The following is a 22,243-nucleotide window of genomic DNA, read 5'->3' as shown; positions in this document are numbered from 1 at the left end:
ACGTGAATATAATCGCAGAAAAGAGGGTCAGGTGGGCCTCTAAGGGAGGAATATCCCGATGACCGAGATCACCGCCGTAAGGCGCAGTGGCGCTCCCGCTTCTCGTGGCCGGACGACGGTCGCTGATGTGGTGGTGGAGAAGATCGCCGGAATGGCAGCACGGGACGTGCGCGGCGTCTATGCCCTGGGCAGCGGATTCGCGCGCTCAATGGGATCCATGCGGGAGCGGATGCCCGGCGCAGGCAGCGGCAAGTCCGTCACACGCGGGGTCAGCGTCGAGGTCGGAGAGAAGCAGGCGGCCATCGACCTGGAGATCGTCGTCGACTACGGCGTCTCCATCACGGACGTGGCCGGTGAGGTGCGGGAGAACGTGATCTCCGCGGTGGAGCGGATGGCGGATCGCGAAGTCGTCGAAGTCAACATCACGGTCAGCGATGTGAAGCTCCCCGACGAGGAGGACGAAGGGGAAGAGCGGCAGCGGATCCAGTAGCCGGGGCGCAGCAGCCCGCGTGAGCGAAGGAGCGCGTGATGAGCAGAGCCGTGGTGGGCCTGATGGCCGGGATGGCGCTGGGTTTCGCCGCGTATTTCGGTGACTTCTGGGCTTTCCTGCTGGTGCTGGGGCTGGGTGTCGTCGGACTCGTGGTCGGGCGGTTCATGGAAGGCGATCTCGAACCGGGCGACTTCGTCCGCCGCCGGGACCGGCAGGAGCGGATCCGAGATGACCGGCGACGGGCACGGGGAGACTGGCGGCAGTGACCGGTGAAGCCAATCGGCGTCCGGGCATTCCCCGTGGGGAGCGTGGTGCGATCACCATCGCCGACCGGGTCGTTGCGAAGATCGCTTCCCACGTGGCGCGCGAGGCGCTGAGCCGGTTCACCGACTCGGTCGACCACGTACCACCCGGCCGCCGGATGCCACGCGTGACCACTTCCGTGCGGCGGGCACCGGAGCGGGATACCGCAGGACGAGGCGCCGAGGCTGCCGGCGGACGGCAGGCGGCGCTCGGCGAGGCACGGATGCGCATCACCGTCGAGCTCGGCTATCCGTCCGACATCGGGGCGCAGTGCGCCGCAGTGCGCCGGGAGGTTACCGAACGGCTCAGGACATGGGCCGGCATGGAGGTGTCCGACCTTGCGGTGTCGGTCGAGAGGCTGCACTCGGTGCATACGCGCCACACGGACCAGGAGAGGGTGAGATGAGCGCGAACACCTGGCGGCAGCCGACCGGTGACAGCGACCTTCCCCCCGAACCCGGACAGGCAGCTCCGTCCGCCGACGGCACCCCGGGGGCGGGCTCGGGCGCGACGGCGGCGATCGATGAACCAGGCCGGTCGGCGCGCCGTTTCTGGTCAACGCGGCGGATTCCCGCGGCCGTGGTGGCCCTGCTGTCCGCCGCGGCCATCGGATTGCTCCTGTACGACGTGGTCTCGGTCCGGGCAGGTCGGTCTGCGATGCGCTGGCGGCTGCGGCTCGCCGAGGAACTGGCCACACGGCCACTGGATGACATCTGGGTGATCGTCGGGGCCGCAGTGGCGATGGCCCTCGGCCTGTGGCTGTTCCTGCTGGCGGTGACGCCGGGACTGCGCAGGCTGCTGCCCATGCGCCAGCCCACCGGTATCCCTGGGACAGGGGAGGTCCGCGCCGGGCTCGACCGCCGCGCGGCCGCCCTGGTTCTGCGCGACCGGGCCGTGCAGGTGCCCGGTGTCCAGTCGGCACGCGTCGCTGTCGGCCGCCGGAAGGTCAAAGCCCGGGCGCGCGCCCATTTCCGCGAACTCGAGGACGTCCGCGCGGACCTGGACAGCGAGCTGGGCCAAGCCGTGACGTCCTTGGGACTCGCCCGGCAACCCACGCTGACCGTGCGCGTCCGGCGTCCGAAGAAGGGCTGAGGTGATCCTGATGCTCAGGACGGTGAACCGGGTGCTGCTGGGGCTTCTCGGCCTTGGACTGTTCGCTCTGGGCGGCGGTGTGCTGCTGGGCGGGCTGGACCTGCCGCGCCGCTGGGACTTCGGCATGCCGGGCTGGTGGCCCTTCCGCGGGCCGGACGACGTGGTGCTGGGAACCGAGGGACGCACCCGGTGGCGGGAGGAAGGCTGGTGGTGGCCGACCGTCATCGCGGTGCTCGCGGTGCTGCTGGTCCTGCTGCTGTGGTGGCTCCTCGCACAGCGCAGGCGCCGCCTGGGCGGCGTCCTCGTCGACAGCGGGGACGGGGCGGCGGCCCGGCTCGACGGCGGCGCACTGGAGGACGTGATCGAGGAAGAGGCGCAGGCCCTGGACGGGGTCTCGGGGGCGCATGCACGGCTGACGGGCCGAAGCTCCGCTCCGGCTGCGCGCGTGCGGCTGTTGCTGGAGCCTCATGCGGATCCAGCGTGGACTCTGGGGCGACTGAGCCGGGAAACACTCACGCACGCGCGGGACTCGGCCGGCTTGGACCGCCTCCCCTCGAAGGTCCGACTCAAGGAAGTCCGCCACCGCGCACGACGCGTCGGCTGAGATCCACAGGGCCTGACTCCCAACGGGGGACCCGGTCTGGCTCGCAGGGCAGGTCTTCACGACTGCCCCAAAGTCATCTACGCCGCGGTTCTCTCCAGGGAGGCATTCCGCATGGTCCTGTTCCTGACCCTGCTCGTCGCCGGAATCGCTCTGATCGCCATCGGGGCGGGCGTCGACGGCATGCTCTATCTGACCTCCGCCGGTGTACTGCTCCTCATCGCCGATCTGCTCTACCTGGCGGCGGCCCGCTCCGTGTGGCGATCTCCTCGGCGCCCGGCCCGCTGAGGCCGCGCCCCTCCTGGCCTCGTCGTACGAAGCAGACGGTCGGAGCCCGTGTCCATGAGCAGTCGTTCGGTCTGCGGGGAGGGGTGGTGCAGCCGCAGGGACGCGTGCGTCTCGGCGGCGTGCCGTGACACGTCGAGGAAGACGCGCAGGCCGCTGCTGTCACAGCGGTCGACGGTGGTCAGATCGATGTCGATGAGGGTGATGCCGTCCTGCAGGCACCGCTCCAGAACGGCGCGCACCTGGGGCGCGGTGGCGGGGTCGATCACACCGGCCAGGGTGACCAGTGCCCGCCTGTCCCGGTCGTGCCGGTAGATGTTCAGCTGCGGAAGAGTCATGACGCCTCGGTTCGGATGCTCAGATGCCTCGGTCCACGGGGCCCGGCCGCTTCCCGCCCGGCCCGGGGCCCGGGTGTACACCCGGGCACGCGTCGCCGCGGACTGAGCCGACGGTACCGAGGCGCGGCCGGGCGGCCGGTGGGGCGCCCGGATGCTCACTCGTGGTGCCCGGTACGGCTGCGGCAGGCAGCGGCCGCGGCGGCCGGGCCGGGGGGTGCTGTACCGGTACGCGGCGATCCTGTCGGCGTGCTGGAGGCCGAGCCGGTGGATCACGTACGCCGCCGCTGCGATGAGGACCACGAAAGCGGCGGCTGTCAGGAAGGCGTTCATGGCGGCCACCTCACATACCGATGATCAGCCGGCTGGCCCGGCCGGGCGGACCGGTCTGCGGGGGAACGGCTACGGACACCGCGGAGGCGCCGCCCTCGTACTCCCATGCCTCGCCCGGGTCCAGTGGCTGGTCGGCCGCCAAGACGCCGTGCCGGGCCTCGTCCGCGGCGATGAGCGCGCTCGCGGTCAGGGGCGGGCCGTCGTGGTCGGACGCGGCAGCCATCAGCCGGGCCGCAGACTCCGCCCCGGTCTCGGGCGGGATGACCAGGAGATCCCAGCGGCCGGTGCCGTAGGAGAGCAGCAGCAGCTTGTGCGGGTCGATCTCCGGGGTGAACCAGCCGACCTTGACGATGTGGCCGTCCACGGGAACCGTGCGGGGGATGACCGGCCAGTGTTCCGGGTTTACGGCGATGCGGGTGATACGGCCCCACAGGGGATCCAACACGTCGGTGAGTGCCGGCAGTTCGCTCAGCAGATCACGGGAGCGGGGCCACCAGGCTCCGTCCAGGAGTCCGCGGGAGGGGCTCTCGGTCTTCAGTGCGAGACGCGCGGCCGGGGCTGCGACGGACTCGGGGTGCGGCAGAGTGGAGTACAAGGTCGCCGACATGATGCGGACCCGTCTCCGGGCCGCCTCTGCGGCGGCCCGGGTTTCATCTTTCGCCGGGGACGACCCGGCGTGGAAGCCGGTGTGCGAAATGCCCTCGGTACTGTCCACACTACTCCGCGTTTCGCTGCGGCGCGGAGCAGTGGCCACATGGAGTGGAGTACCGGCCGGGTGATCTCCCGGCAGTGTCAGCGCGTGCCGGGAGCTCCCGTCCTTCGGGCTGAAGGGCCGTCGCCGCCGGGCGCGGCCGGCACAACGGTGTCGGACGGCGGGAGTGAGAGGTCAGCCGCGCCACTCCACCATGAGCAGGGTCGCGTCATCGCTGGTCCGCCCGCCCCTTGCCTGCTTGAGCGTGTGGGACAGGGATCGCGTCACCGCCCGGATGCCGCGCCCGGTCCTCTCCAGTTGGTTCACACAGTCGATCAGCTGGTCCTCCCCGAACTCCTCCCCACCGCTCTTGTGCTCCTCGACCACTCCGTCGGTGAAACAGAGGACGCGATCCCCGCGCACTAGCCCCAGCTCGCTGATCCGAGGCACCGAACCACCCAGGCCGACGGGAAGGGTCGTCGGGGCGACCAGACGCTGTGCGACGCGGTGGTCGCGGACGAGGATCGGCGACGGGTGCCCGGCGTTGATCCACTGCGCCCGTCCCGTCGTCGTGTCCAGCTGCATCATCTGTGCGGTGACGAAGTGCTCGGGACCGAACTGCTCTGCCACGGCGCGGTCCATGAAGTCGTAGATCTCCGGCAGTCCGATGCCGGCCCGGCGGGCGTGGCGGTAGGCGCCGATGGCCACGGTGGCCATCGTGGCCGCGTCCAGTCCGTGGCCCATCGCGTCGATCATGGCCACGTGGAGGACGTCATCGTTGAGCGCGTAATCGAAGCTGTCACCGCCCACGTCGTAGGCGGGTTCCAGGATCCCGGCGACGGCGACCCGGGGCATGATCATCGCTAGCGGTGGCAGCAGCGACCACTGGATCTCCGCGGCGACGCTCATCGCCTCGCCGCGTCGGACGCCGAAGAACAGGTCGGAGTAGCCGTGCTTGGTCACCAGCAGGTCGGCCACCAGGCCGGAGATTCTGAGCAGCAGGCGGCGGTCGTGGTCGTCGACGCTGTCCAGCGTCACGACCATGACCCCCACCTGGTCACCGCCGTCCAGCAGGGGCAGGTGGACCCGGACGCCGTCCTCCCGGGGCACCTCCACGGGGACCGCGTCGAGGAAGCAGCGGCCCGCCTCGGAGTCGTCGATCACCTGAGGTTCCCCGCCCGTGAGGCCCTCACCGGGCAGCGGTACGAGCAGCAGCTGGCCGTAGTCCTGCAACAGCACCTGCGGTCGGCGGCCACCGAGCCGGTCCACCACGTCAGCGATCAGGGGCCCGATGAGATGGGGCGGCAATTCGTGCGCGCTGTCGAGGATCTCTCCGAGGAGAGCTTCTCCGAAGCTCTCGGAGCGGTCCGCGCGCAGTCCTGCCGTCATCCCCTCACCCGCCATGGTCAGGGGCGGGCCGGTATGACAAGGGATCTGTCGGTGCCATGGCTCCATCACGGGGTCGTGGACGCCCGGGCCCGCCGGGTACGCGTGGCAGGCCGGGTCGGGCTGCTTACCTGGGTCCGGCTCCTCCTTCCGACTCCCATGTGTCCTGTCCGTCGAGGCCGCTCTCGGCGAGTGCCAGCAGGCGCGGGGCGGACAAGGGGTTCTCGGGGTCGGAGGCGGCGGTCAGCAGCAGGGCTGCCGTTCCGGCCGGTTCGTCCGGTGGGACCACGAGCAGTTCCCAGCGCCCCACGGTGCCGCAGTCCACGGTGATGGCATGCATCTCGGCCGCCCCGTTGCTCAGGGCCACCTCGATCACATGCCCCGGTGCCATCACCTCCTGCGGGGCATCTGGCCAGGCGGCGGTACCCACGGTCACGCGCGTGATGGTGCCGATGCTCGGATCCAAGGAGCCGACCAGCGCGGGCAGCTCCAGTTCCAGTGCGTCGCAGCGCGGCCACCATGCGCCGTCCAGCGGGCCATGGCTGACATCCGGCGTGAGGCGCAGCCGGGGCAAGGGCATCCGGTAGGAGTGTCCGTCACCTGGGGCCGTACCTTTGGCGGACTTGGTGATGGCGTTCATCGTGCGATCCCGATCCGGGCGGTTTCCGGCTGCCCGTGTCTGTCACTCGCCGGGAACGGCGCCGCCGTGGTCGTGCGCCCGACAGTTCTCGGTACCTGTCAGGCTACTCCCGGCTGTGGCGGGCGGCGTGGCGCGCAGCCATCGCGTCGAGACACGTCCGTACGGCGGACGACGGGTGGCGTGGCGGCCCGGGCCGCGTACGACCGGCGCCGGCTCATCGCTCCTCTGCCGAATCATCGGCGTGCCGAGGGCTGCCCTTCGGAAGACAGGGTCAACACACAGGGGGCGACGGGGCCGGGCAGCCCGACCACCTCGCCCATGTTCTGCCAGCCCCAGGACGAGAAGGCGGCTTGTCCTGCCTGGTCGGCAGGATGCAGCAGGGTGACCCCGAGGGAGGACCGCAGGTCTGTGAGCAGACGCTGTTGCAGGCGGCGGGCGATATCGCGGTGCTGAGCGTGCGGATGGGCCACGACCTGGGTGAGGACGACGAACCGTGCGCGGGAGGTGAGCCGCTGGATGATCTCCTGGAGCGTTCCGTCGAACCACCGGCGGTCGGAGCCGTCAGGGTCCACCGGATAACCGAAGGCGCAACCGATCAGCACCGTCGTTTCTGCGACCAGCAGGGCGAAGCCAGGGCGGTGGGCGGTGACCGCCAAGCGGTGCAGGAAGTCTCCACGGTCGTGGTACGCCTCGCCGGCGGTGCCCGCGACGGACTCCGCAGCCAGGTCCGCGATGTCCTCGCGCATGTCTTCTGCCTGCCAGCGGGTCAGCCGTCGAAGGCGGATCCCGTCCCTGAGGACCGGCTGATCCGGCCGACGAGCGGGGTCCTCGGGCGCCCGCGTCGCGGTACTCATGAGGTCGCCGGATGCGGCGGGCGGCACGGGACTCACGGGGGCCGTAAGGAGCAGCGAAGTCGATCCGGTGGTATCGAGGAGCCGGGTGATCTGCGCGCACGGATGGTGCAGCCGCAGGCGAGCGTGGACCCGGCTGGCGCGCCGTGATGCCGACAGGAGGACGTCCAAGCCCCTGGCGTCGCAGGAGCCGACCGTGGTCATATCGATGTCGATCACGGTGACACCGTCCAGCAGACACTGCTCCACTGCGGCCCGCAGCAGCGGCGTCGTGGCCGGCCCGATGTCGCCGGCAAGCGTGACGAGCGTCCGCTCTCCTCGGTTCCGCCGATGGATGTCCAGCCGGGCAAAGGCCATCACGCCTCCCCTCGGCGGGGTTGCGGACCTGCACGGGTGTTCAGCGCGGCCCCTGCCATGATGAGCTTGCGCGGAGTTGCTTCGACCGCGGCGGACATGATGCCGACCCGTCTCCGCGCCGACCACTGGGGCGGCCCGGGGTTCGTCTCTCGCCGAGGACGACCCGGCGGGGCGGCCGGAGTGCGTGGTGCCCTCGGTACTTCAACCGTACGTCGGCCGCAACCGGAAGCGGCTGCTTCGACGGGCGCGCGGCACGGTAGGGGCCGCATCACCTCACGGGCCGTCCCCACGGTCCGGGCTCTGCCGCGAGTACGAGCGCATGGGTTCGCGCCAGGCCCGGCTTGCCAAGGCCACCTCCAGTGTGTCCCCTCCCGTAAGGCAGCCTGCAGCGCGGGCGGACTTGCCCCGACGACACGGCGTCTGAAGATCAGGTTTTGAGACGGCTGACTGTGACGCGCTGACCCTTCAGCAGGGGCAGGTTGCGCACGTGGAAGGCGTGGGCGCCGGTGACGTTGCTTATCTCGTCCAGGATGTGCGGCATGGCAGCGAGGTAGGCGGCCGTGGAGTTCACGATGTACAGCAGGCCGTCCGCGTCCGGTTGACGATGGCCGATCCAGTGGAGGCCGGTCTCTATGAGCGCGTCGCGCTCGTTCCGACATGCACCGCCGCACCTTCCTCGCCGGGAGCATCGCAGCGCTCGCGGCCCCGGCCGGCTCTTCGGCCTCACACACCGCCCTCGTCCAGGCCCTCCTGCCCGGCGCCGGCCCTGCGGGCGCCGGTGGCCCACAGGACACGGCCGTCCTGTACGAACGCGTCGGATCAGCACTCAGGCTTTTCCACACCTGTCACTACACAGAGCTGGAGCGCACCCTCCCGAACCTGATCGCCGACCTGCGGGATGGCCGCCGGCGATGCGACGGACAGGGACACGGTGTCCGGGCTCCTGGCCACGGCGTACCAGACCGCGACCAGCCTGCTGCTCAAACAGCACGACCAGGGCAACGCATGGCTCGCCGTCGGCCGGGCGATGGCCGAAGCAGAACGCTCGGGCGACCCGGTGGTCCTCGCCTCCAGCGTCCGTGTCCAGGCCCACGTCCTGGTGCGCGAGAAGCACGCCACCGAAGCCGTCACTCTGGTCAGGCACACCGCCGACCAGCTCACCGGTTCGTACGACCGGCGCTCTCCGAAGTACCTCGCTGCTGTAGGACTGCTACTCCTGCGCGGCGTGACCGCGGCCAGCAGCCGCGGTGATCGCGCGGCCACGAAGGAATTCCTCACAGAGGCCAAGGAAGTCTCCCGGTACGTGACCCTGGACCGGCCTGACGCTTGGGCCACCTTCAGCCCGACCAATGTCGCCCTGCACGAGCTGAGCGCCCTGGTGGCCTTCGGTGACGCCGGTCTCGCCCTCCAGGCGGCCCGACCCCTCATGCGCCGACACATCCCGGTCCCCGAGCGCCGCGCCGCCCTATGGGTGGAGGCGGCTCGTGCCTACAGCCAGCAGGGCCGCCTCGCCGACGGCTACCAGGCCCTGCGCATCGCCGAGACCTGCGCCGCCCAGGACATCCGCCGTCCCGACGTCCGCAACCTGGTCGCCGACATGGCCGCCCGCGACCGCCGTCGTACCCTGCCGGAACTGCACCACTTCAGCCGCCAACTGGGAGTCCCCGCGTGACCGAGCCGACCGCTCCGGACAAGAAGCCCTTCCTGTACGTCGTCGTGTGCGCGGCAGGTGTTGCCCGTGACGTCGGCAAGCTCATCACCACCGCACAGGAGGCGCACTGGGACGTCGGCGCCATCGCCACACCGCAGGGACTCGGCTTCATCGACGCCAAGGCGATCGAGGCACAGACCGGCTACCCGATCCGCTCCGCCTGGCGATCACCGGGAGACCCGCGCCCCCTGCCTCCGGCGGACGCGATCGCCGTCGCTCCCGCCACGTTCAACACGATCAACAAGTGGGCCGCCGGGATCTCAGACACCCTCGCCCTGGGCATCCTGTCCGAGGCGTACGGCATGGGCATCCCGACCGTGGCACTGCCCTACCTGAACTCAGCCCAGGCCGCCCACCCTGCCTATCAGCAGAGCCTGGACCGTCTGCAGGGTATGGGCGTCCTGATCGGCTCGTGCGAACCGCACCGGCCGAGGGCCGGTGGCGCGGCGGATCGCTTCCGCTGGGAGGAAGCGCTGGAGTTGCTGGAGCCTCTGGTCGGCACGGTGCGGTGACGCGGTTCCTTCACCGGGGAGGACCGCAGTGATCATCGTCGACGCCCGTTCGCCAGGCTGCCGACGAGGTCACCGGGGAGCGAGGCAATCACTCCTCCTCGTGCGGACGTGCTGGGCTGCTGCCGAGGCGAGGTGATCCGGAAGTAGGAGGGGGTCCCCCGGGCAAAGACCGTTCACTCAGGAAACACCAGAGCGTTCACTCAGGAAACGCGCGAATGTTCACTCAGGAAACCCGCGCCCGTCCTGGACCGGCCAAGCGCCCGTTGTGTGGTGTCAGCGGTGTGGGAAACCTGGGGGTGAACGGGACAGGTGCCTTCCTCCTGCTGACGGCCTCGCGCGCGAGGCCGTCAGTGCCGGAATTACCGGTGTCGAGAAGGTGCCGCAGGCCCAGGCTGCGAAGGGCTCGGTGGGGTCTGGCCACGCTGTGCCGTTCGTGCTGCAACGCTCGTGCGGGCTTGGTCGGCTCGTGCTCGGGCGCTGGGGGCCTGCCGGGCGGCGAGGCGTTGGATGCGCCAGGTGAGGGTCCTGGCGGTGGAGCGGGCGTCGTCCAGGGTGCGCTGGCGGGCGGCATGCTGGAGGAGCAGCTCGGGATCGTGGCCGGCGGTCTCGGCTTCGGTCAGGGCGGCGGCCAGTGCCGGCCAGGCGGGGTCGTCGAGGATCTGCTGAGCGTGTTCGGGCACGATCACGAGGATCCGCTGGGCGTGCCGTTCCATGGTGCGAGCCGGTGGTTGGCGCTGGGCCAGGGCGGCCAGTGGCTCGGCAGCAGCCTGTTGGTAGACGGCCTGCAGGTGGACCAGGGCCTGGTGGGCGGCGGCGACCTGCTGGTCGTGCCGGCGAGCCTGGTGCCAGCGGGCTGTGGCGAAGATGACGAGCACGGCGATGTCGAGGAACATCGCCAGCCCGGACCCGTCACCGGTGACCGGCACGGTGCGCAGCGCGCGGACGGCGCCCCGGAGGGCGCGTGCCTGGTCCTGCTGGGCGCGGATGCGGGAGCGGGTGGCGCGTTCGAACGCTGTGGCGGCCTGTTGCAGCTGTGGCCGCAGGTGGCTGGGGGCGAGCAGCGGCAGGACATCGATGGCTTCGCCAAAGGCTGCGATGTGGGCCTGGGCTGCCGCGTCGTCACCGTGGTCGAGGTGGTGGGGGATGCGCTCGGCCGCGGCGGTGGCCTGGTACCAGGGGTTGGGCCTGCGCCGGCTGCCCGGCTCCGCTGCGGGCGGAGCCTCGATGGCGGTGAGGCGTTCGCGGATCTTGGGGAAGGACAGGTCGGGGGCGAGTTTGGCGCCGGAGAACCAGATCGGCTCGCCGGCGGCGTTGGTGTCGCCTGCCACGGCGACCTTGTACCCGCGTACGTCGCCGGAGGGAAGAACATCGACGAGGACGCCTTCGACGCCGTCGAGCAGGTGGAGGAATTCCTCCGGGCTGGTGGCGATGGACACCAGCTGGCGGACGGTGGTGCGCAGGCGCTCGCGGGAGGTCCGAGTCGTGCCGGCGCGGCGGGCTTTCTCCATCTCGGCGCGGGTGGGGCGCTTGGTGGCGGTGCGGTCGCCGCGCACGACCTGCAGGAGTCCGTATTCCTTCTCGATGGCGGCGAGTTCCTTGTCGGCCTTCAGGTAGTCGTTCCAGTGGCGGGCGGTGCTCAGGTCTCCTCGGACCTTGGTGGCGGCGATGTGGATGTGGTCGTCGGCGTGGCGTACGGCGACCCAACGGCACCCGTCGGGGTCGCCTTGTGGCGCGATGCCGGTGGCCGCCACAATGCGACGCGCGATGTCCGCCCACTCGGCGTCGGTGAGGTGCCGGTCGCCGGGGGCGGCACGTACCGAGCAGTGCCACACGTGCCGCTCGGGTACCCGGCCCAGTCGGCGGGCTTGCTTGACCCGCAGGTCGAGGTCGGCCACGAGGCGCTTCTTTGTGGCGTCGAAGTCGTCGGCGCGGCCTGGGTCGGGTGCGAAGCCGTCCCAGGAGGCGATCAGGTGCGGGTCGGTGTGGTCCTTGGCCTTCTTCGTGTCGAACAGGTACCGGATCAGGCCGGCGGTGTCCTTGCCGCTGCCGATCTTGGCGATTACTGGGCCGCCTTCGCGGAGACAGCGTGGTTCATGGTCTGCGCGAAGGCGCCGATCGCGGCGCGGACTGCGTCCAGGGTGCGCTCGGTCTGCGCGAGGACGGCGGTGTCCACAGGGTGTGGATCCCCTCCGGCGTTGAGGCGGTGGGCGATCTGGTTGACGTTGTTGCCGATGCGGGCGACCTCGGCCCGCAGGGCGTCGAGCTTGTCGAGGCAATCATCGAGCTGGGTGCGCTGCCCGGCCAGGCCCACGGTGAGATCGCCATCGAGGTAGGCCATGATCACGGCGCCGACGAGGTGGGCGCCGGCGATGCCCATCTCACGGGCCCGGGTGAGGATCCGGGTCTTCTCGTCGACGCTGTAGCGGACGTCGACACGCTTTTTGCGCTGGACGTCCTCGCGGGAACGGCGGCGGGCGAGACGACACAAGGTGACTTCGTCGGCGCTGGCGGCGGGCGACTGCTCGGCTGCGTCGGCGGGTGCCTCCTCCTCGGGCACCCCCTGGTGCCCGAAGTCCTCCGCCACCCCCGGGGCGGAGGTGTCCGCGTTGGACCGGCCCTTGGACGGTCCAACGTCATACCTTGCTGGCTGGGTGACGGCGGTGGTCACCTCCTGCTGGCTGGTGGGGAGTTCATTGTGGAGGTCGGGCATAGAGCGGTTCTCCATGTGGTGTTGCGGTGCGACGGTGACGCGATTCGACGGCTGGCTCGTCCCCGTACTGGTCAGCGCGGGGACGAGCGAGAGAAGTCGAGTTCGCAGGGTGGTGGGTGCTGCTGGGAGCCTCAGAGGGCGTTGGCGGGTTCCTTGTCGGGCTCGGCCCGCCACTGGCTGGCGGCCTGGTCGAGTTCGGCCTGCACCCAGTCCTTGATCCGGGTCAGGCGGTCCTTGCCGATGCGGTAGCCGGCGTCTCGTATCGCCGCCTCGATGTTGCGGCGTGACGCGCGGCCTCCGCGTCCCAGCGGTGCCGTGCGGGCGAGGGCGAGGAGTTCGTCGAAGGTGACGTCGCGTTCGTGGCCCTCTGCCGTGGCGAGCGGTTTCCGAGCCTGCGGCACATTGGCGGCGTCCCGCACCACGTCGCGGGGGCGACCGGCCACATCGGGCATCTCTGCTTGCTCTGGCAGACCGGCGTTGCCCTCGGATGACGGAGTCGGCTCGGCGTAGTCGGTGTGGTTGTGGCCGTAGCCAGGGGCGTTGTGGCTCTTTGTGGTGGCGACCTCTTGAACGTGGCGTGTGGGGTGGGGGCGGATGACCAGGTCAAGGTGGACGGCTCCGGCCAGTGCCAGCGGGGCGATGGCTGACAGGGCGCCGACGGTGATGTCGTCCAGGTGGAGCCCGGTGGTGTGAGCCTGCTGGTTGAGGCGGACGGCATGCAGGGCGTTGGCCCAGATGCTGGTGATCGTGGCGATGCCGACGAGTGCCCAGACGTACAGCCGGGAGCGCCAGGGTGCGGTGCGCAGGATGAGCAGGGCGGCGACGCCGATGGCGATGAAACCGTCGATCACCAGGGGGAAGGCGTACGTGAGGATTCCGCGGACGTGGATGGCGACGGCCATCTGCCGCAGAGCGTCGTAGGAGAGGGCGAAGCCGATCGTGCCGTCCAGGGCGACCCCGAGGCGGATCGCTGCGGTCAGTACTGGCGAGGGAGCTTGGGCGGTGCGTGAAGGCAAGCGGGGTACTCCAGGCGGGGAGCGGGTGCCATGGGCACCGAGTGAGGCTGGTGGGAGGGGGTGCGCACTCGTCGCACTCGTCGCGTGCCTGGTCACAGCAGGTACGGAAGGTTGGCGTGATACGAGTGGACTCGTCACGGCGAGGACACTCGTCGCGGGGCTGACCTGCGACGCGACGAGTGCGACGAGTCTTTACGAGTGCAGGCCCGGGCCGGGGGCGGTGCTCTCGTCGCCGCTGTCGGGCGTCGGCTCCTCGGGGCAGTAGCGGGCCCAGGCGTCGGCGAAGCGGAGGCGGGCGAAGCCCTTGGCCTGCCGGCCGCCTTCAAAGCGGTGAGTGGCGGCCTTGATATCGAAGTCCTTGAGGAGGATGCCCAGGTGGCGTGGGCTCAGGCCGGCGGTGCCGTACTCGGCCCACGGCGCCTCCTGGTCCTTGAGGAGTTCGTCCAGCAGGTCCCGGGTGCGCATGATGTCGGGATCACCGCAGCGTGCGAAGGCGCGCCGGATGTCCTGCAGCAGGCGGGTCTTCAGGTTCGACTCGTCGTCCTTGCCTGCCTCGGCCGCGCACATGGACGCACACGCGGCACGGGCCTCCTCGGGCCAGGTGCCGCCCGCCAGTTCCGCGACGATTACGAGCGGTTCCCAGGTGTCTGCCGCCCGGTCCTGCACCGGCATCGGCGGTACCAAGTCCGCTGCGGTGTCCATCAGGGGGCGCAGCCAGGCGGTCAGCCGGTCGCGCAGGCCGTGCAGGGTCGGGATGTCGCGGCGGGAGCGGAACTGCTCGACCCGCTCACCATCCTTGCGGCGCTGCATGCGGATCACCACCGCCCGGTCCATGACCGTGTCCGGTAGATCCCCGATGCCGGCGAGCGCTGCCATGGCGAAGGTGGGGAACGCCTGAGGCTTGTGCTCGGGCCCGGAGATGCGCAGGGCGGGTCGGTTGCGCTGGTGGCCGGCATTGAGCAGGCCGCGCAGCTCCTCGTTCTTCTCGGCGGCCTTGATGCTGCCGAAGATGGTGTCGGCCTCGTCCACCAGCAGGGTGGGCGGGTCATCGCCGATGGCGCGGAAGACGACCGCCGGGCTGGTGTTGACCGTGATCAGCGGCTCGCGCACGGTCTCCGTGATCACATCCAGCAGGCGGGACTTGCCGCACCGTTTCGCCGGTCCGACCACCGCGAGACGAGGCGCGTGCTGGAGGGCGGGCTGGATGTGCGTGGCCGCGACCCACAGTGTGACGGCGGTCAGCGCCTCGCTGCTGGGCAGGATCACGTACCGGGCGATGGCTTCCCGCAGCTCGTCCAGCAAGGCGGCGCCCTCTGGAGCCTGGGGCGGCTTCTCGTCCTCGGCGGGCGAGGGTTCGGGTATTGCGGGAGCTGCCTGGCCGGGGACGGCGACGGGCGGCCAGGTGGGCGTCGGGGATGGGGTAGGGGTGGTGGAGGACGTAGGTTCGTCCACAGGCGTTCCTCCCTGGTGGGCCGGACGGGCAAGGCCCGGCCCACCGGATCGGTCATTCAGGGGCGATGGGGCAGGCACTGTGCGGCTCTCGGCGGTGGCTCGCCGAGAGCCGTTTCGCTGTCCCAGAAGCGGCGTCAGACCGCCAAGTCGTACGCGGACTGGGAGTTCAGCCAGGCGTCCACCTCGTGCCAGCGGTAGCGCAGGTGACGGCCGACCTTGTGCACGTTCGGGCCGATGCCCCGGTACTTCCACTGGTAGAGCGTCTTCACCGGTACCCCGAGGTACGCGGCGACTTCCGCAGGGGTGGCCAGCGGGCCGCGCTGGGCAGTCGCGGTGGTGGCGGAGGCGTTGGTATTGCGGGTAGAGGTCTTCGGCACAAGGCTCCTTTTCGGTCTTGCAGAACGGGCATGGACAACACAGCCACACCGCCCAGAGAAAAGTCCAGAGTTAGTTCTAAAACTCTGTACTATTTCTGTCGGCGTGGCCGGGGGAGACCAAACAGTAAGGGCGGATCCCCGGCTGCCGAAATCGCTTCTGCGGAGGCTGAAATTTTTCTGTGGCCCAACGGCTGGCAGAGGGGTCGGAATCCGTTACCTCCGCAGCTCAGAGATGGCGACCAGCAGTCATCAGTGCCGCTGTAGCCCGCCGGGCACTGTGGTCGATAGTTGCTCAAATCGCCCATCTTCATTACGCGGAGGGAAGATAGCACGGCCTCTCAGTTGAAAAGGCTCGTGATGTGCCGGAATTCGACGAGACGAACACCACTTCGGCCCGGGTGACTTCTATAGGGTTTAAGAACTAACTCTTGCCATGACGGCCGGACGCAAGTTACGGCTACCTGTCATGGCAACCCGACCTGTCGAAATAGGCCCCGCCGGCCTCCACACCGCCCGCGCCATCGAGCGCCTACGCCTCGTGCGCGGCCTGACCCAGCACCAGCTCGCCGCCCGCTGTACGACGCTGGGCCGCCCGATGTCCAACACGGCCCTCAGCCGAACCGAACGCGCCCACCGACGCTGCGATATCGACGACCTCGTCGCCATCGCCACCGCGCTCGGTGTTCCTCCCACGAACCTGCTCCTGCCGCCCCCGTCGGTGTCCAGCGATGACCGGAGGGGGTGCTAGTTGGCACGGGTCTGGATTGAGGACCGCATAGGGCACGCGGCGTACGCACGTGCCGTGGCTGATGCCAAGAGGGCTGGCCGTACGCCACCCGGGCGCTACCGGGTCCGCTGGTACGACCCCGACGGCAAGCCGAAGATGAAGACCTTCGCCCGCAAGGTCGACGCCGACGCGGAGCGAACGAAGATGGAGTCCCGCCTCAACGACGGCTCCTACCGCGATCCCGCAGCCGCCCGCGTGAAGTTCGCAGAGGTGGCCGAGTCCTGGCTGGCCGCGCAGATCCATCTCAAGCGTTCGACTCGGGGCCGGTATCGCGGCGTTCTCGACGTCCACGTGATCCCCAAGTGGGGCACCACTCCACTGGACCGCATCAACTTCGAGGACATCGCCGAGTGGCTCGCGGACCTGCTGTCCGGCGAGGCGACCGGCGGTCGGAAGCTCAGCCCCCGCTCGGTCCGCAAGGCGTACGGCGTCCTCAGCCGCGTTCTCGGCTACACGGTCAAGGCTCGTCGTCTGGCGGTCAACCCGGCTGTCGGCGTGCCCTTGCCGAAGGCGGCGCCGGCCGACCACGTGTACCTCGATGACATGCAGGTCGACGCGCTGGCCAACGCGTCAGGTGCTTACCGGGTGTTCATCCTGTTGATGGCCTACACCGGTTTGCGCTGGGGCGAGGCGTCCGCGCTGAAGGTGGGCCGCGTAGATCTGGACGTCTGCCGAGCCCGCATCGTCGAGGCGTACGCCGAGGACAACGGCAAGCTCTACCTCGACACCCCCAACAACCACGAGCGCCGGTCGGTGCCGATCCCGCGGTTCCTGGCCGAGGAGCTGGAGCCCCATGTCCAGGGGCGGGGAGATGAGGAGTTGCTCTTCACCGCTCCGCAGGGCGGACCGCTGCGGGCCCGTAACTTCCGTCAGCGGTCAGGAAGCGGTCGTCCAGGGGAGCGACCACGCTGAGAAGTTCACGGCGCGACTTGCGATTCATGGCCGAGGCCGCGCCTTGCAGCAGTGTTCGCGCGTGCCTGTCCCTCCAGAGGGTGGTTCCCCGGCCATGGGTGAAGCGCCAGAGCCCATGCCCGGAAGGCCTGGGCGACGTGACCGGGAGGCAACCGGCACTGAACTTCGAACTGTGCGATCTGTCGGTTCGCCGCAGCGGACAGACCAGGGATGACCCGGCGGTTGCTGGCGTATCCGCGACGGCGTCGTTCGGTTCTGATCTCGCCCGGTGACCGGCGAGGCATGGGCACTTCCAGTGGGGAAGGCGAGTGATCGTCCGACGGTAGGGGGCGTCAGCCCGAAGATCAAGCGGTCAGCCGGCTGCTTGCTGTTCGACTCGGGTACGGGTGGTGGTGGCGTACACCCGGCAGACGGTGAGGACGCGGGTACGCCCTGCTGGAGGGCGGGCCCACACGCCCGCGCCCGCGAGACCGGCGTTGCCGCCGGAGGCGATGCTCACTCCCGATTCCGGGAGGGTGCCGGCCTCCCGGTGGACACGGAGGAAGTGAGGCCCGTGGCGCCCACCGCTGCTCGCGCCGCCGCCACGAACGCGGCGATCGCCGGGTGAGTGCCGCCGCCCGCACGGAAGGCGACCTTCGAGCGGCGGAAGAGGGGCAGCCGGGTCAGGAACACGCCCTTGGGGGTGCGTTCCGTAGCCATCTCCGGTACGAATCCGGCGCCTTGCCCGATGGCGGCCAGTGCCAGCACCGTACGGAAGTCGTTGACCTGATGGCGGATGCGCGGCTGGAAACCAGCCGCCTGACAGGCGCGTACGGCCATCGCGTGACCGGTCGTGCCGTCCCGGGCCGTGATCCATGGGGTCGTGGCCCACGGTCCGAGCAGTTCCGCCAGCGTGTCACCGCGGGCGGCGGTACCTCTCGCGGGATCGGTGTCGATGGCGGCGCCCGTGGCCAGGTACATCGGCTCCTCCAACAGGGGCACCTGGTCGACCGTGGTGTCCGGGGAGGCGGGCACGAAGTCGTAGTCGTGGACGAGGGCCACATCGAGTTCGCCGGCGCGTAGCCGGTCGGAGACCCGCGTCGAGTCGATCTCCTGCACCATCGGTTCCAGCGCGGGATGCCGCTGCGCCAGTTCGGCCAGCGTGGCGGGCACGATCGCGGGGCCGCCGGAGGGGAACGTCCCGATGCGCAGCGGCCCGCCGATGCCCTCGCGTGCCCCGGCCAGTTCGGAGACCGCCAGTTCGAGGCGTTCCAGGACGGCGTCGGCGTGGGTGACGAGGGTGCGGCCCGCCGGGGTGAGCACCACCCGTCTGCCGCTTCGTTCCAACAGGGGTACGCCCGCCTCGCGCTCCAGCACGCTCAGTTGCTGGGAGACGGCCGAGGCGGTGAAGGTCAGCGCCTCGGCGACGGCCGCGATGGTGCCGCGTCGGTCCAGTTCGCGCAGCAGGTGGAGACGTCGGACATCGAGCATAAGGTGAGCTTACGTGTGAGCGTAGAAACATGAACTGGATCTACCGGGTTTGGGTCGGCAGGCTGGGCACATGAAGCCCGAAGCGAACCTCACCGGCCTGTTTGTCCCCTTGGTGACCCCGTTCACCGCCGACCTGCGCCTCGCCCCGGACGCGCTCGCCCGCCTCGCCGACGAGGCACTGGACGGCGGCGCTCGCGGACTCGTCGCCCTGGGCACCACCGCGGAGGCGGCCACGCTGACCACCGAGGAGAAGCGGGCCGTGGTCCGAATCTGCTCGGCTGCCTGCCGGGCACACGGCGCCCCACTGATCGTCGGCGTAGGCACGAACGACACCGCCACCGCCATCACGACGTTGCGGGAGCTCGCTCGGAGCGGTGATGTCGCCGCGGCGCTGGTTCCCACACCGCCCTACACCCGGCCCGGCGAGGCGGGAACGCTGGCGCACTTCACGGCACTCGCCGAACACGGGGGGCTGCCGCTGGTCGTCTACGACATCCCGTACCGCACCGGTCAGCGCCTCAACACCAGCTCGCTCACCGCGCTCGGCCACCTGCCGCAGGTCGTCGGGGTCAAGTACGCGACCGGTGTGCTCGACGCGGCCGCGATGGAACTGCTCGGCTCGCCGGTCCCAGGCTTCTCGGTGCTCGGCGGCGATGACGCCGTCATCTCGCCGCTGCTCGCGGCGGGCGCCCGCGGCGGCATCCTCGCGTCGGCCAACGTCCGCACCGCTGACTTCGCCGAGCTCATCTCGCTGTGGCAGCGCGACGCCGCCGGACCGGCCCGCAGACTCGGAGCCGAGCTGGCCCGGCTGTCCGCCGCGCTCTTCGCCGAACCGAACCCGGCTGTGATCAAGGGGGTGTTGCACGCTCAGGGCCGTATACCCAGCCCAGCCGTCCGGCTGCCCCTGCTGGCCGCCTCAGCCGATTCGGTCAGGCGCGCGGCGGACCTGGCCGCACCCAGGGCCGCCCACCAAGAAGCCGCAGCCTGACAGGGCGGCCGGTCGATTCACAACGCGGACCCGTCATCGGCTGTGATATCGAGGTTGCGACGATGCCCGAATGACTGATGAGGTCCGAAGACATACCTGCGGGAGGCCGAGAGAGCGGTGCACTTGTCGGCCACCTTGCGCGGAGCGTCCTGTAGGTCGAGTGGTTCCTTGACGGTCAGGTGTTCGGCGCGGAGCCGGTGTCACCGGTTCGGTAGCGGGCCTCGCTGTCGTGGCTGAGCAGGGCCGGGCAGCGTGGGTGCGGTGTCGAGCGGCTGGGCATGCGGGGGATGGGCCGGCGGGCCACTGCGCGGTGTCAGTGCGTGCTTTTGAACCCATCTCGCGGCTGAGCCAGGTGGTCCGCTGTGTCCGGCTGGGTTGCCGCCCAGGCTGCGGCCACCAAGGGGCGGTGTACGTCGGCCCGTCGGATGCAGACGCCGATGGTGAGGCGATCTGGTACGGATGGGGCGGTCACCTGCCGAAGTCTCGCGCGGAGTCCGCTGTGCTGTAGGACAAGGTCGGGGATGACACCCGTGCCGTAGCCCAGAGCGACCAGGGTGAGCAGCGCTTCATGGCCCTCGGTTTCGGCAGCGATGTGCGGATGGATGCTCAGGTCTCGGAACCACCGGTCTGCGGCAGCGCGCACAAGCCCCTGCCGTGGCAGGACGAAGGGCTCCTCAGCGGCGGTGAACTCCTCGTGGGCGAGTATGGACCCGGCCTGGACGAGGACGAGCGGGGTCTGTGTGATCTGCCGGGCGAGCACTGTGGCGGGGATCCGGGCGGGGAGGGCAGCGACGGCCAGGTCGGTCTCGCCCTGGTCGAGCAGGGCAAGGGCGGCCGCGGCGTCGCCGGTGCGTAAGGAGATGCTCACGCGCGGGTGCGCGGCGCGCAAGGGGGTGAGCAGTTTGGGCAGGAGGGTGTGGCACGCGGTGACGGAGGCGAACACCCGCAGGTGTCCGTCGAGTTCGTCGTCGGCAGTGCCGTAGCTGCGGTATCGGGCCCATAGGTCCAGGGCATCGGCTGCGTACTGGCGGAAGGCGCGGCCGTGCGTGGGGCCCTGCTCAACGCGGCGAGGATGCTCCGCCCCGGCGGGTCCTTCTACTTGTGGGACGTGATCTTCAGTTTCGAGCCCTCCAGCGCGGAGACACACCTGCAGCAGTGGATCAACACCGCAGGCCGTCCGGACGGCGAGGGCTTCACCAGGGCCGACTTCGAAGCCCACGTCCGAGAGGAGTTCTCCACCTACACCTGGATCGTAGAGGGCATGCTGCGACGAGCCGGATTCGACATCGTCTCCCGCGCCTTCCCCCGTGCTACTCATGCCGAGTTCTGCTGCCGCCGCCGGTAACCGCTCAGGCCGGCCGCTCAAAGTCGTCGGGGCAGCAGACCGCTCAAGCTCCTCAGCTCTTCAGGGCGTCCGAGATGGACTTGACGCCGCCGTGCGCCGTGAGCCCCCCGTCCACCGCGATCTCCGCACCGCTGATGAAGGACGACTCGTCCGAGAGCAGGAACACCACGAGCGGGGCGATGTCATCGACCGTCCCGCTTCTGCCGAGTGGGGTCTCCTTGATGGTCGCGTCACGAAAGGCCTGTGTGGCCTGGGCGGTCATCTCGGTCTCGATGTAGCCGGGGAGTACGGTGTTGACCCTGATCCCTTTCGGCCCGAGTTCTGTTGCCGCGATCTTCGAGACGGCACGCAGTGCCCATTTACTCGCGGTGTAGGCGACGGGGTAGTAGCCGGTGAGGGCGGTCGCCGACCCGATGTTCACGATGGACGAGCCGGGCGGCATGAGCGGGGACAGCCGCTGGATGCCCAGCAGCGGGCCAGTGGTGTTCACCGCCTGCACATGCGCCATGTCCTCGGGGCGTACGTCGTCGAGCCGCTTCCTCTCGATGATCCCCGCGTTGTTGACCAGCCCGTGGACGTGGCCGTACGTGTCCTTCAGTTCGGCGGCCAGTTCGTCCCAGTCGCTCTCGCTGCTGATGTCGAGCCGCCGGCATCCCTCGCCCTCGGGACGTACATCGGTGGCCACCACGGTGGCACCGGCTCGAGCCAGCGCCCGAACCTCGGCCGCGCCCTGTCCGCGGCCCGCTCCCGTGACGACGACTACTTTGCCTGCCAACCGCTGAGCGGGCTGCTCGCGTTCGAAGATCGAACTCATGGTCGACAACCTACCTCCCCGGCGCCATCCGTCCGGAGTCCCCTCTCACCATGAAACGACAAAGACTCCGACCCGAGCACGCGATCGCCACGTAAATCGAACTGCCGAACTCCCCTCCAGGCCTGCCGTGCCCCAGGCAACCGCTCAGGCAATGGCCCAAGACCGACATCGGCCGTCACCGGTTGCTTCAGGGCCGAGTATCCGGGTCGCGTTCGCGGCCGGGCTGCGGCCGGTGCCATGAGCGGCCGTGCTGGTCGCGCCGGTGACGGTCTGCTCCCTGATGTCGCCCGCGTCGGTGGGGGACAGGCCTTCCCGGGCCAGGGCGGGCTTCAGGTCTCTGAGCCGTGTGCCCGCTTCCACGATGACGGTTGCGGTCTCCCTGTGGATGATCGGCTGATGGCCTGCCGCCGTCGGGACTGATGGTCAGCCGCCGACGCGTCGGGACTGATGGTCAGCCACGGACGCGTCGGGACTGATGGTCAGCCACGGACGGGGTCGCGTGGGCCGCTTGTGGCGGTCCGCGGGGCCCCGTCGTCCGTCTTCCCGTCGTCCTCGTCCGTGCCCGGGGCTGCCCGTGGTCCGGTCAGGAGGTGGGTGAGGGCGAAGCCCGCGCCGACGACCGCGGCCCCGCCGACCGCGTCGAGGACCCAGTGGTTGCCGGTCGCGACGATCGCGACGACCGTGAACGTCGGGTGCAGCAGGCCCAGGGCCTTCATCCACCACCGTGGGGCGACGATCGCGATGGTCAGCCCGCACCACAGCGACCAGCCGAAGTGCAGCGACGG

The 22,243-nt window shown here is 70.0% G+C and carries 27 protein-coding genes and 2 pseudogenes; 12 read left to right on the top strand and 17 right to left on the bottom strand.

Features of this window, described 5'->3' with window-relative positions; genetic code table 11:
* Positions 1 to 58: 58 nt before the first annotated feature.
* From SMA5143A_RS15965 to SMA5143A_RS43015, 6 genes are all read left to right on the top strand, one after another.
* Positions 59 to 490, top strand: a complete 432-nt coding sequence (locus tag SMA5143A_RS15965) for an Asp23/Gls24 family envelope stress response protein (RefSeq protein WP_086698432.1) — start codon at positions 59 to 61, stop codon at positions 488 to 490.
* A 38-nt stretch (positions 491 to 528) separates the two neighbouring features.
* Complete coding sequence (locus tag SMA5143A_RS15960) at positions 529 to 756, top strand: hypothetical protein (RefSeq protein WP_055539113.1); 228 nt, start codon at positions 529 to 531, stop codon at positions 754 to 756.
* Positions 753 to 1,199 carry an Asp23/Gls24 family envelope stress response protein gene (locus SMA5143A_RS15955; protein ID WP_107463575.1) on the top strand — a complete coding sequence of 149 codons (447 nt, stop codon included), beginning with the start codon at positions 753 to 755 and terminating at the stop codon, positions 1,197 to 1,199. Before SMA5143A_RS15960 ends, SMA5143A_RS15955 begins: the two co-directional genes overlap by 4 nt.
* On the top strand, positions 1,196 to 1,885 hold the full coding sequence (locus tag SMA5143A_RS15950; protein ID WP_055539111.1) for a DUF6286 domain-containing protein: 690 nt from the start codon (positions 1,196 to 1,198) through the stop codon (positions 1,883 to 1,885). Before SMA5143A_RS15955 ends, SMA5143A_RS15950 begins: the two co-directional genes overlap by 4 nt.
* A gap of 10 nt (positions 1,886 to 1,895) precedes the next feature.
* Positions 1,896 to 2,489, top strand: coding sequence for an alkaline shock response membrane anchor protein AmaP (gene amaP, locus SMA5143A_RS15945; protein ID WP_055539127.1), 594 nt, complete (start codon positions 1,896 to 1,898; stop codon positions 2,487 to 2,489).
* 111 nt (positions 2,490 to 2,600) lie between these two features.
* Positions 2,601 to 2,774: a hypothetical protein gene (locus tag SMA5143A_RS43015; protein WP_181361877.1), complete on the top strand. Its 174-nt coding sequence runs from the start codon at positions 2,601 to 2,603 to the stop codon at positions 2,772 to 2,774.
* Here the strand turns inward: SMA5143A_RS43015 and SMA5143A_RS43885 are convergent.
* The 6 genes from SMA5143A_RS43885 to SMA5143A_RS43010 form a co-directional block, all read right to left on the bottom strand.
* Entirely contained in the window at positions 2,720 to 3,439 is a 720-nt protein-coding gene (locus SMA5143A_RS43885) for an STAS domain-containing protein (protein ID WP_258193553.1), read from the bottom strand. The two genes, SMA5143A_RS43015 and SMA5143A_RS43885, sit on opposite strands and share 55 nt — an antisense overlap.
* 10 nt (positions 3,440 to 3,449) lie before the next feature.
* Complete coding sequence (locus SMA5143A_RS15930) at positions 3,450 to 4,154, bottom strand: DUF5994 family protein (protein ID WP_055539108.1); 705 nt, start codon at positions 4,152 to 4,154, stop codon at positions 3,450 to 3,452.
* Positions 4,155 to 4,325: 171 nt separating this feature from the next.
* The gene (locus SMA5143A_RS15925; RefSeq protein WP_107463574.1) at positions 4,326 to 5,519 is read right to left on the bottom strand and encodes a PP2C family protein-serine/threonine phosphatase; all 1,194 of its coding nucleotides are present in this window, start codon (positions 5,517 to 5,519) and stop codon (positions 4,326 to 4,328) included.
* Between the two features lie 124 nt (positions 5,520 to 5,643).
* Positions 5,644 to 6,156: a DUF5994 family protein gene (locus SMA5143A_RS15920; protein ID WP_228473096.1), complete on the bottom strand. Its 513-nt coding sequence runs from the start codon at positions 6,154 to 6,156 to the stop codon at positions 5,644 to 5,646.
* Between the two features lie 233 nt (positions 6,157 to 6,389).
* Positions 6,390 to 7,364 (bottom strand): STAS domain-containing protein, encoded by a 975-nt coding sequence (locus SMA5143A_RS15915; RefSeq protein WP_107463573.1) that lies wholly within the window; start codon positions 7,362 to 7,364, stop codon positions 6,390 to 6,392.
* A gap of 427 nt (positions 7,365 to 7,791) precedes the next feature.
* Positions 7,792 to 7,935, bottom strand: a complete 144-nt coding sequence (locus tag SMA5143A_RS43010; RefSeq protein ID WP_157873151.1) for a hypothetical protein — start codon at positions 7,933 to 7,935, stop codon at positions 7,792 to 7,794.
* 83 nt (positions 7,936 to 8,018) lie between these two features.
* On the opposite strand from SMA5143A_RS43010, the pseudogene SMA5143A_RS15910 reads away from it, so the two are divergent.
* Positions 8,019 to 9,036 (top strand): annotated as a pseudogene (locus SMA5143A_RS15910) (helix-turn-helix domain-containing protein); the annotation flags it as partial.
* Positions 9,033 to 9,587, top strand: a complete 555-nt coding sequence (locus SMA5143A_RS15905; RefSeq protein ID WP_107463572.1) for a flavoprotein — start codon at positions 9,033 to 9,035, stop codon at positions 9,585 to 9,587. The pseudogene SMA5143A_RS15910 and the gene SMA5143A_RS15905, both read left to right, overlap by 4 nt.
* Before the next feature lie 359 nt (positions 9,588 to 9,946).
* On the opposite strand, the gene SMA5143A_RS15900 is transcribed toward SMA5143A_RS15905, so the two are convergent.
* The 5 genes from SMA5143A_RS15900 to SMA5143A_RS15880 all read right to left on the bottom strand — a co-directional run bounded on the left by SMA5143A_RS15900 (position 9,947) and on the right by SMA5143A_RS15880 (position 15,142).
* On the bottom strand, positions 9,947 to 11,647 hold the full coding sequence (locus SMA5143A_RS15900; protein ID WP_107463616.1) for a relaxase/mobilization nuclease domain-containing protein: 1,701 nt from the start codon (positions 11,645 to 11,647) through the stop codon (positions 9,947 to 9,949).
* Complete coding sequence (locus SMA5143A_RS15895; protein ID WP_107463615.1) at positions 11,647 to 12,297, bottom strand: MobC family plasmid mobilization relaxosome protein; 651 nt, start codon at positions 12,295 to 12,297, stop codon at positions 11,647 to 11,649. The genes SMA5143A_RS15900 and SMA5143A_RS15895 overlap by 1 nt, the downstream gene beginning before the upstream one ends.
* Before the next feature lie 131 nt (positions 12,298 to 12,428).
* A complete protein-coding gene (locus SMA5143A_RS15890) occupies positions 12,429 to 13,313 on the bottom strand; it encodes a DUF2637 domain-containing protein (protein ID WP_107463571.1) in 885 nt (294 codons plus the stop codon).
* Positions 13,314 to 13,505: 192 nt separating this feature from the next.
* Complete coding sequence (locus SMA5143A_RS15885; RefSeq protein ID WP_107463570.1) at positions 13,506 to 14,765, bottom strand: DUF3631 domain-containing protein; 1,260 nt, start codon at positions 14,763 to 14,765, stop codon at positions 13,506 to 13,508.
* A 134-nt stretch (positions 14,766 to 14,899) separates the two neighbouring features.
* Complete coding sequence (locus tag SMA5143A_RS15880) at positions 14,900 to 15,142, bottom strand: helix-turn-helix transcriptional regulator (protein ID WP_181361876.1); 243 nt, start codon at positions 15,140 to 15,142, stop codon at positions 14,900 to 14,902.
* A gap of 466 nt (positions 15,143 to 15,608) precedes the next feature.
* Here SMA5143A_RS15880 and SMA5143A_RS15875 point away from each other — a divergent pair, with 466 nt between their 5' ends.
* Together SMA5143A_RS15875 and SMA5143A_RS15870 are read left to right on the top strand one after the other, a co-directional pair.
* On the top strand, positions 15,609 to 15,890 hold the full coding sequence (locus SMA5143A_RS15875; RefSeq protein ID WP_107463569.1) for a helix-turn-helix domain-containing protein: 282 nt from the start codon (positions 15,609 to 15,611) through the stop codon (positions 15,888 to 15,890).
* Positions 15,891 to 15,944: 54 nt separating this feature from the next.
* Positions 15,945 to 16,841 (top strand): tyrosine-type recombinase/integrase, encoded by an 897-nt coding sequence (locus tag SMA5143A_RS15870; RefSeq protein ID WP_258193552.1) that lies wholly within the window; start codon positions 15,945 to 15,947, stop codon positions 16,839 to 16,841.
* 352 nt (positions 16,842 to 17,193) lie between these two features.
* Here the strand turns inward: SMA5143A_RS15870 and SMA5143A_RS44760 are convergent, their stop codons facing one another.
* Positions 17,194 to 17,340, bottom strand: a complete 147-nt coding sequence (locus tag SMA5143A_RS44760) for a hypothetical protein (protein ID WP_181361880.1) — start codon at positions 17,338 to 17,340, stop codon at positions 17,194 to 17,196.
* On the bottom strand, positions 17,337 to 18,311 hold the full coding sequence (locus SMA5143A_RS15860; RefSeq protein WP_107463568.1) for a LysR family transcriptional regulator: 975 nt from the start codon (positions 18,309 to 18,311) through the stop codon (positions 17,337 to 17,339). The genes SMA5143A_RS44760 and SMA5143A_RS15860 overlap by 4 nt, the downstream gene beginning before the upstream one ends.
* Positions 18,312 to 18,381: 70 nt before the next feature.
* On the opposite strand from SMA5143A_RS15860, the gene SMA5143A_RS15855 reads away from it, so the two are divergent.
* Positions 18,382 to 19,299 carry a dihydrodipicolinate synthase family protein gene (locus SMA5143A_RS15855; RefSeq protein WP_107463567.1) on the top strand — a complete coding sequence of 306 codons (918 nt, stop codon included), beginning with the start codon at positions 18,382 to 18,384 and terminating at the stop codon, positions 19,297 to 19,299.
* A 313-nt stretch (positions 19,300 to 19,612) separates the two neighbouring features.
* On the opposite strand, the gene SMA5143A_RS44755 is transcribed toward SMA5143A_RS15855, so the two are convergent.
* Entirely contained in the window at positions 19,613 to 20,242 is a 630-nt protein-coding gene (locus SMA5143A_RS44755) for a LysR substrate-binding domain-containing protein (RefSeq protein ID WP_181361875.1), read from the bottom strand.
* 99 nt (positions 20,243 to 20,341) lie between these two features.
* On the opposite strand from SMA5143A_RS44755, the gene SMA5143A_RS42995 reads away from it, so the two are divergent.
* Positions 20,342 to 20,644: a hypothetical protein gene (locus tag SMA5143A_RS42995; protein WP_181361874.1), complete on the top strand. Its 303-nt coding sequence runs from the start codon at positions 20,342 to 20,344 to the stop codon at positions 20,642 to 20,644.
* Between the two features lie 52 nt (positions 20,645 to 20,696).
* Here the strand turns inward: SMA5143A_RS42995 and SMA5143A_RS15845 are convergent, their stop codons facing one another.
* The 3 genes and pseudogenes from SMA5143A_RS15845 to SMA5143A_RS15835 form a co-directional block, all read right to left on the bottom strand.
* Complete coding sequence (locus SMA5143A_RS15845) at positions 20,697 to 21,458, bottom strand: SDR family NAD(P)-dependent oxidoreductase (protein ID WP_107463565.1); 762 nt, start codon at positions 21,456 to 21,458, stop codon at positions 20,697 to 20,699.
* 171 nt (positions 21,459 to 21,629) lie between these two features.
* Positions 21,630 to 21,845: pseudogene (locus tag SMA5143A_RS15840) on the bottom strand (FAD-binding protein); the annotation flags it as partial.
* 92 nt (positions 21,846 to 21,937) lie between these two features.
* Positions 21,938 to 22,243, bottom strand: a 306-nt coding sequence (locus SMA5143A_RS15835) for a phosphatase PAP2 family protein (protein ID WP_181361873.1), incomplete at its 5' end; no start/stop codon positions are given.

This window comes from Streptomyces sp. MA5143a (genome assembly GCF_900290235.1).
Classification (GTDB): domain Bacteria; phylum Actinomycetota; class Actinomycetes; order Streptomycetales; family Streptomycetaceae; genus Streptomyces.
The sequence above is the reverse complement of the archived record's forward strand: the minus strand, read 5'-3'. Positions and strand labels throughout refer to the sequence as shown.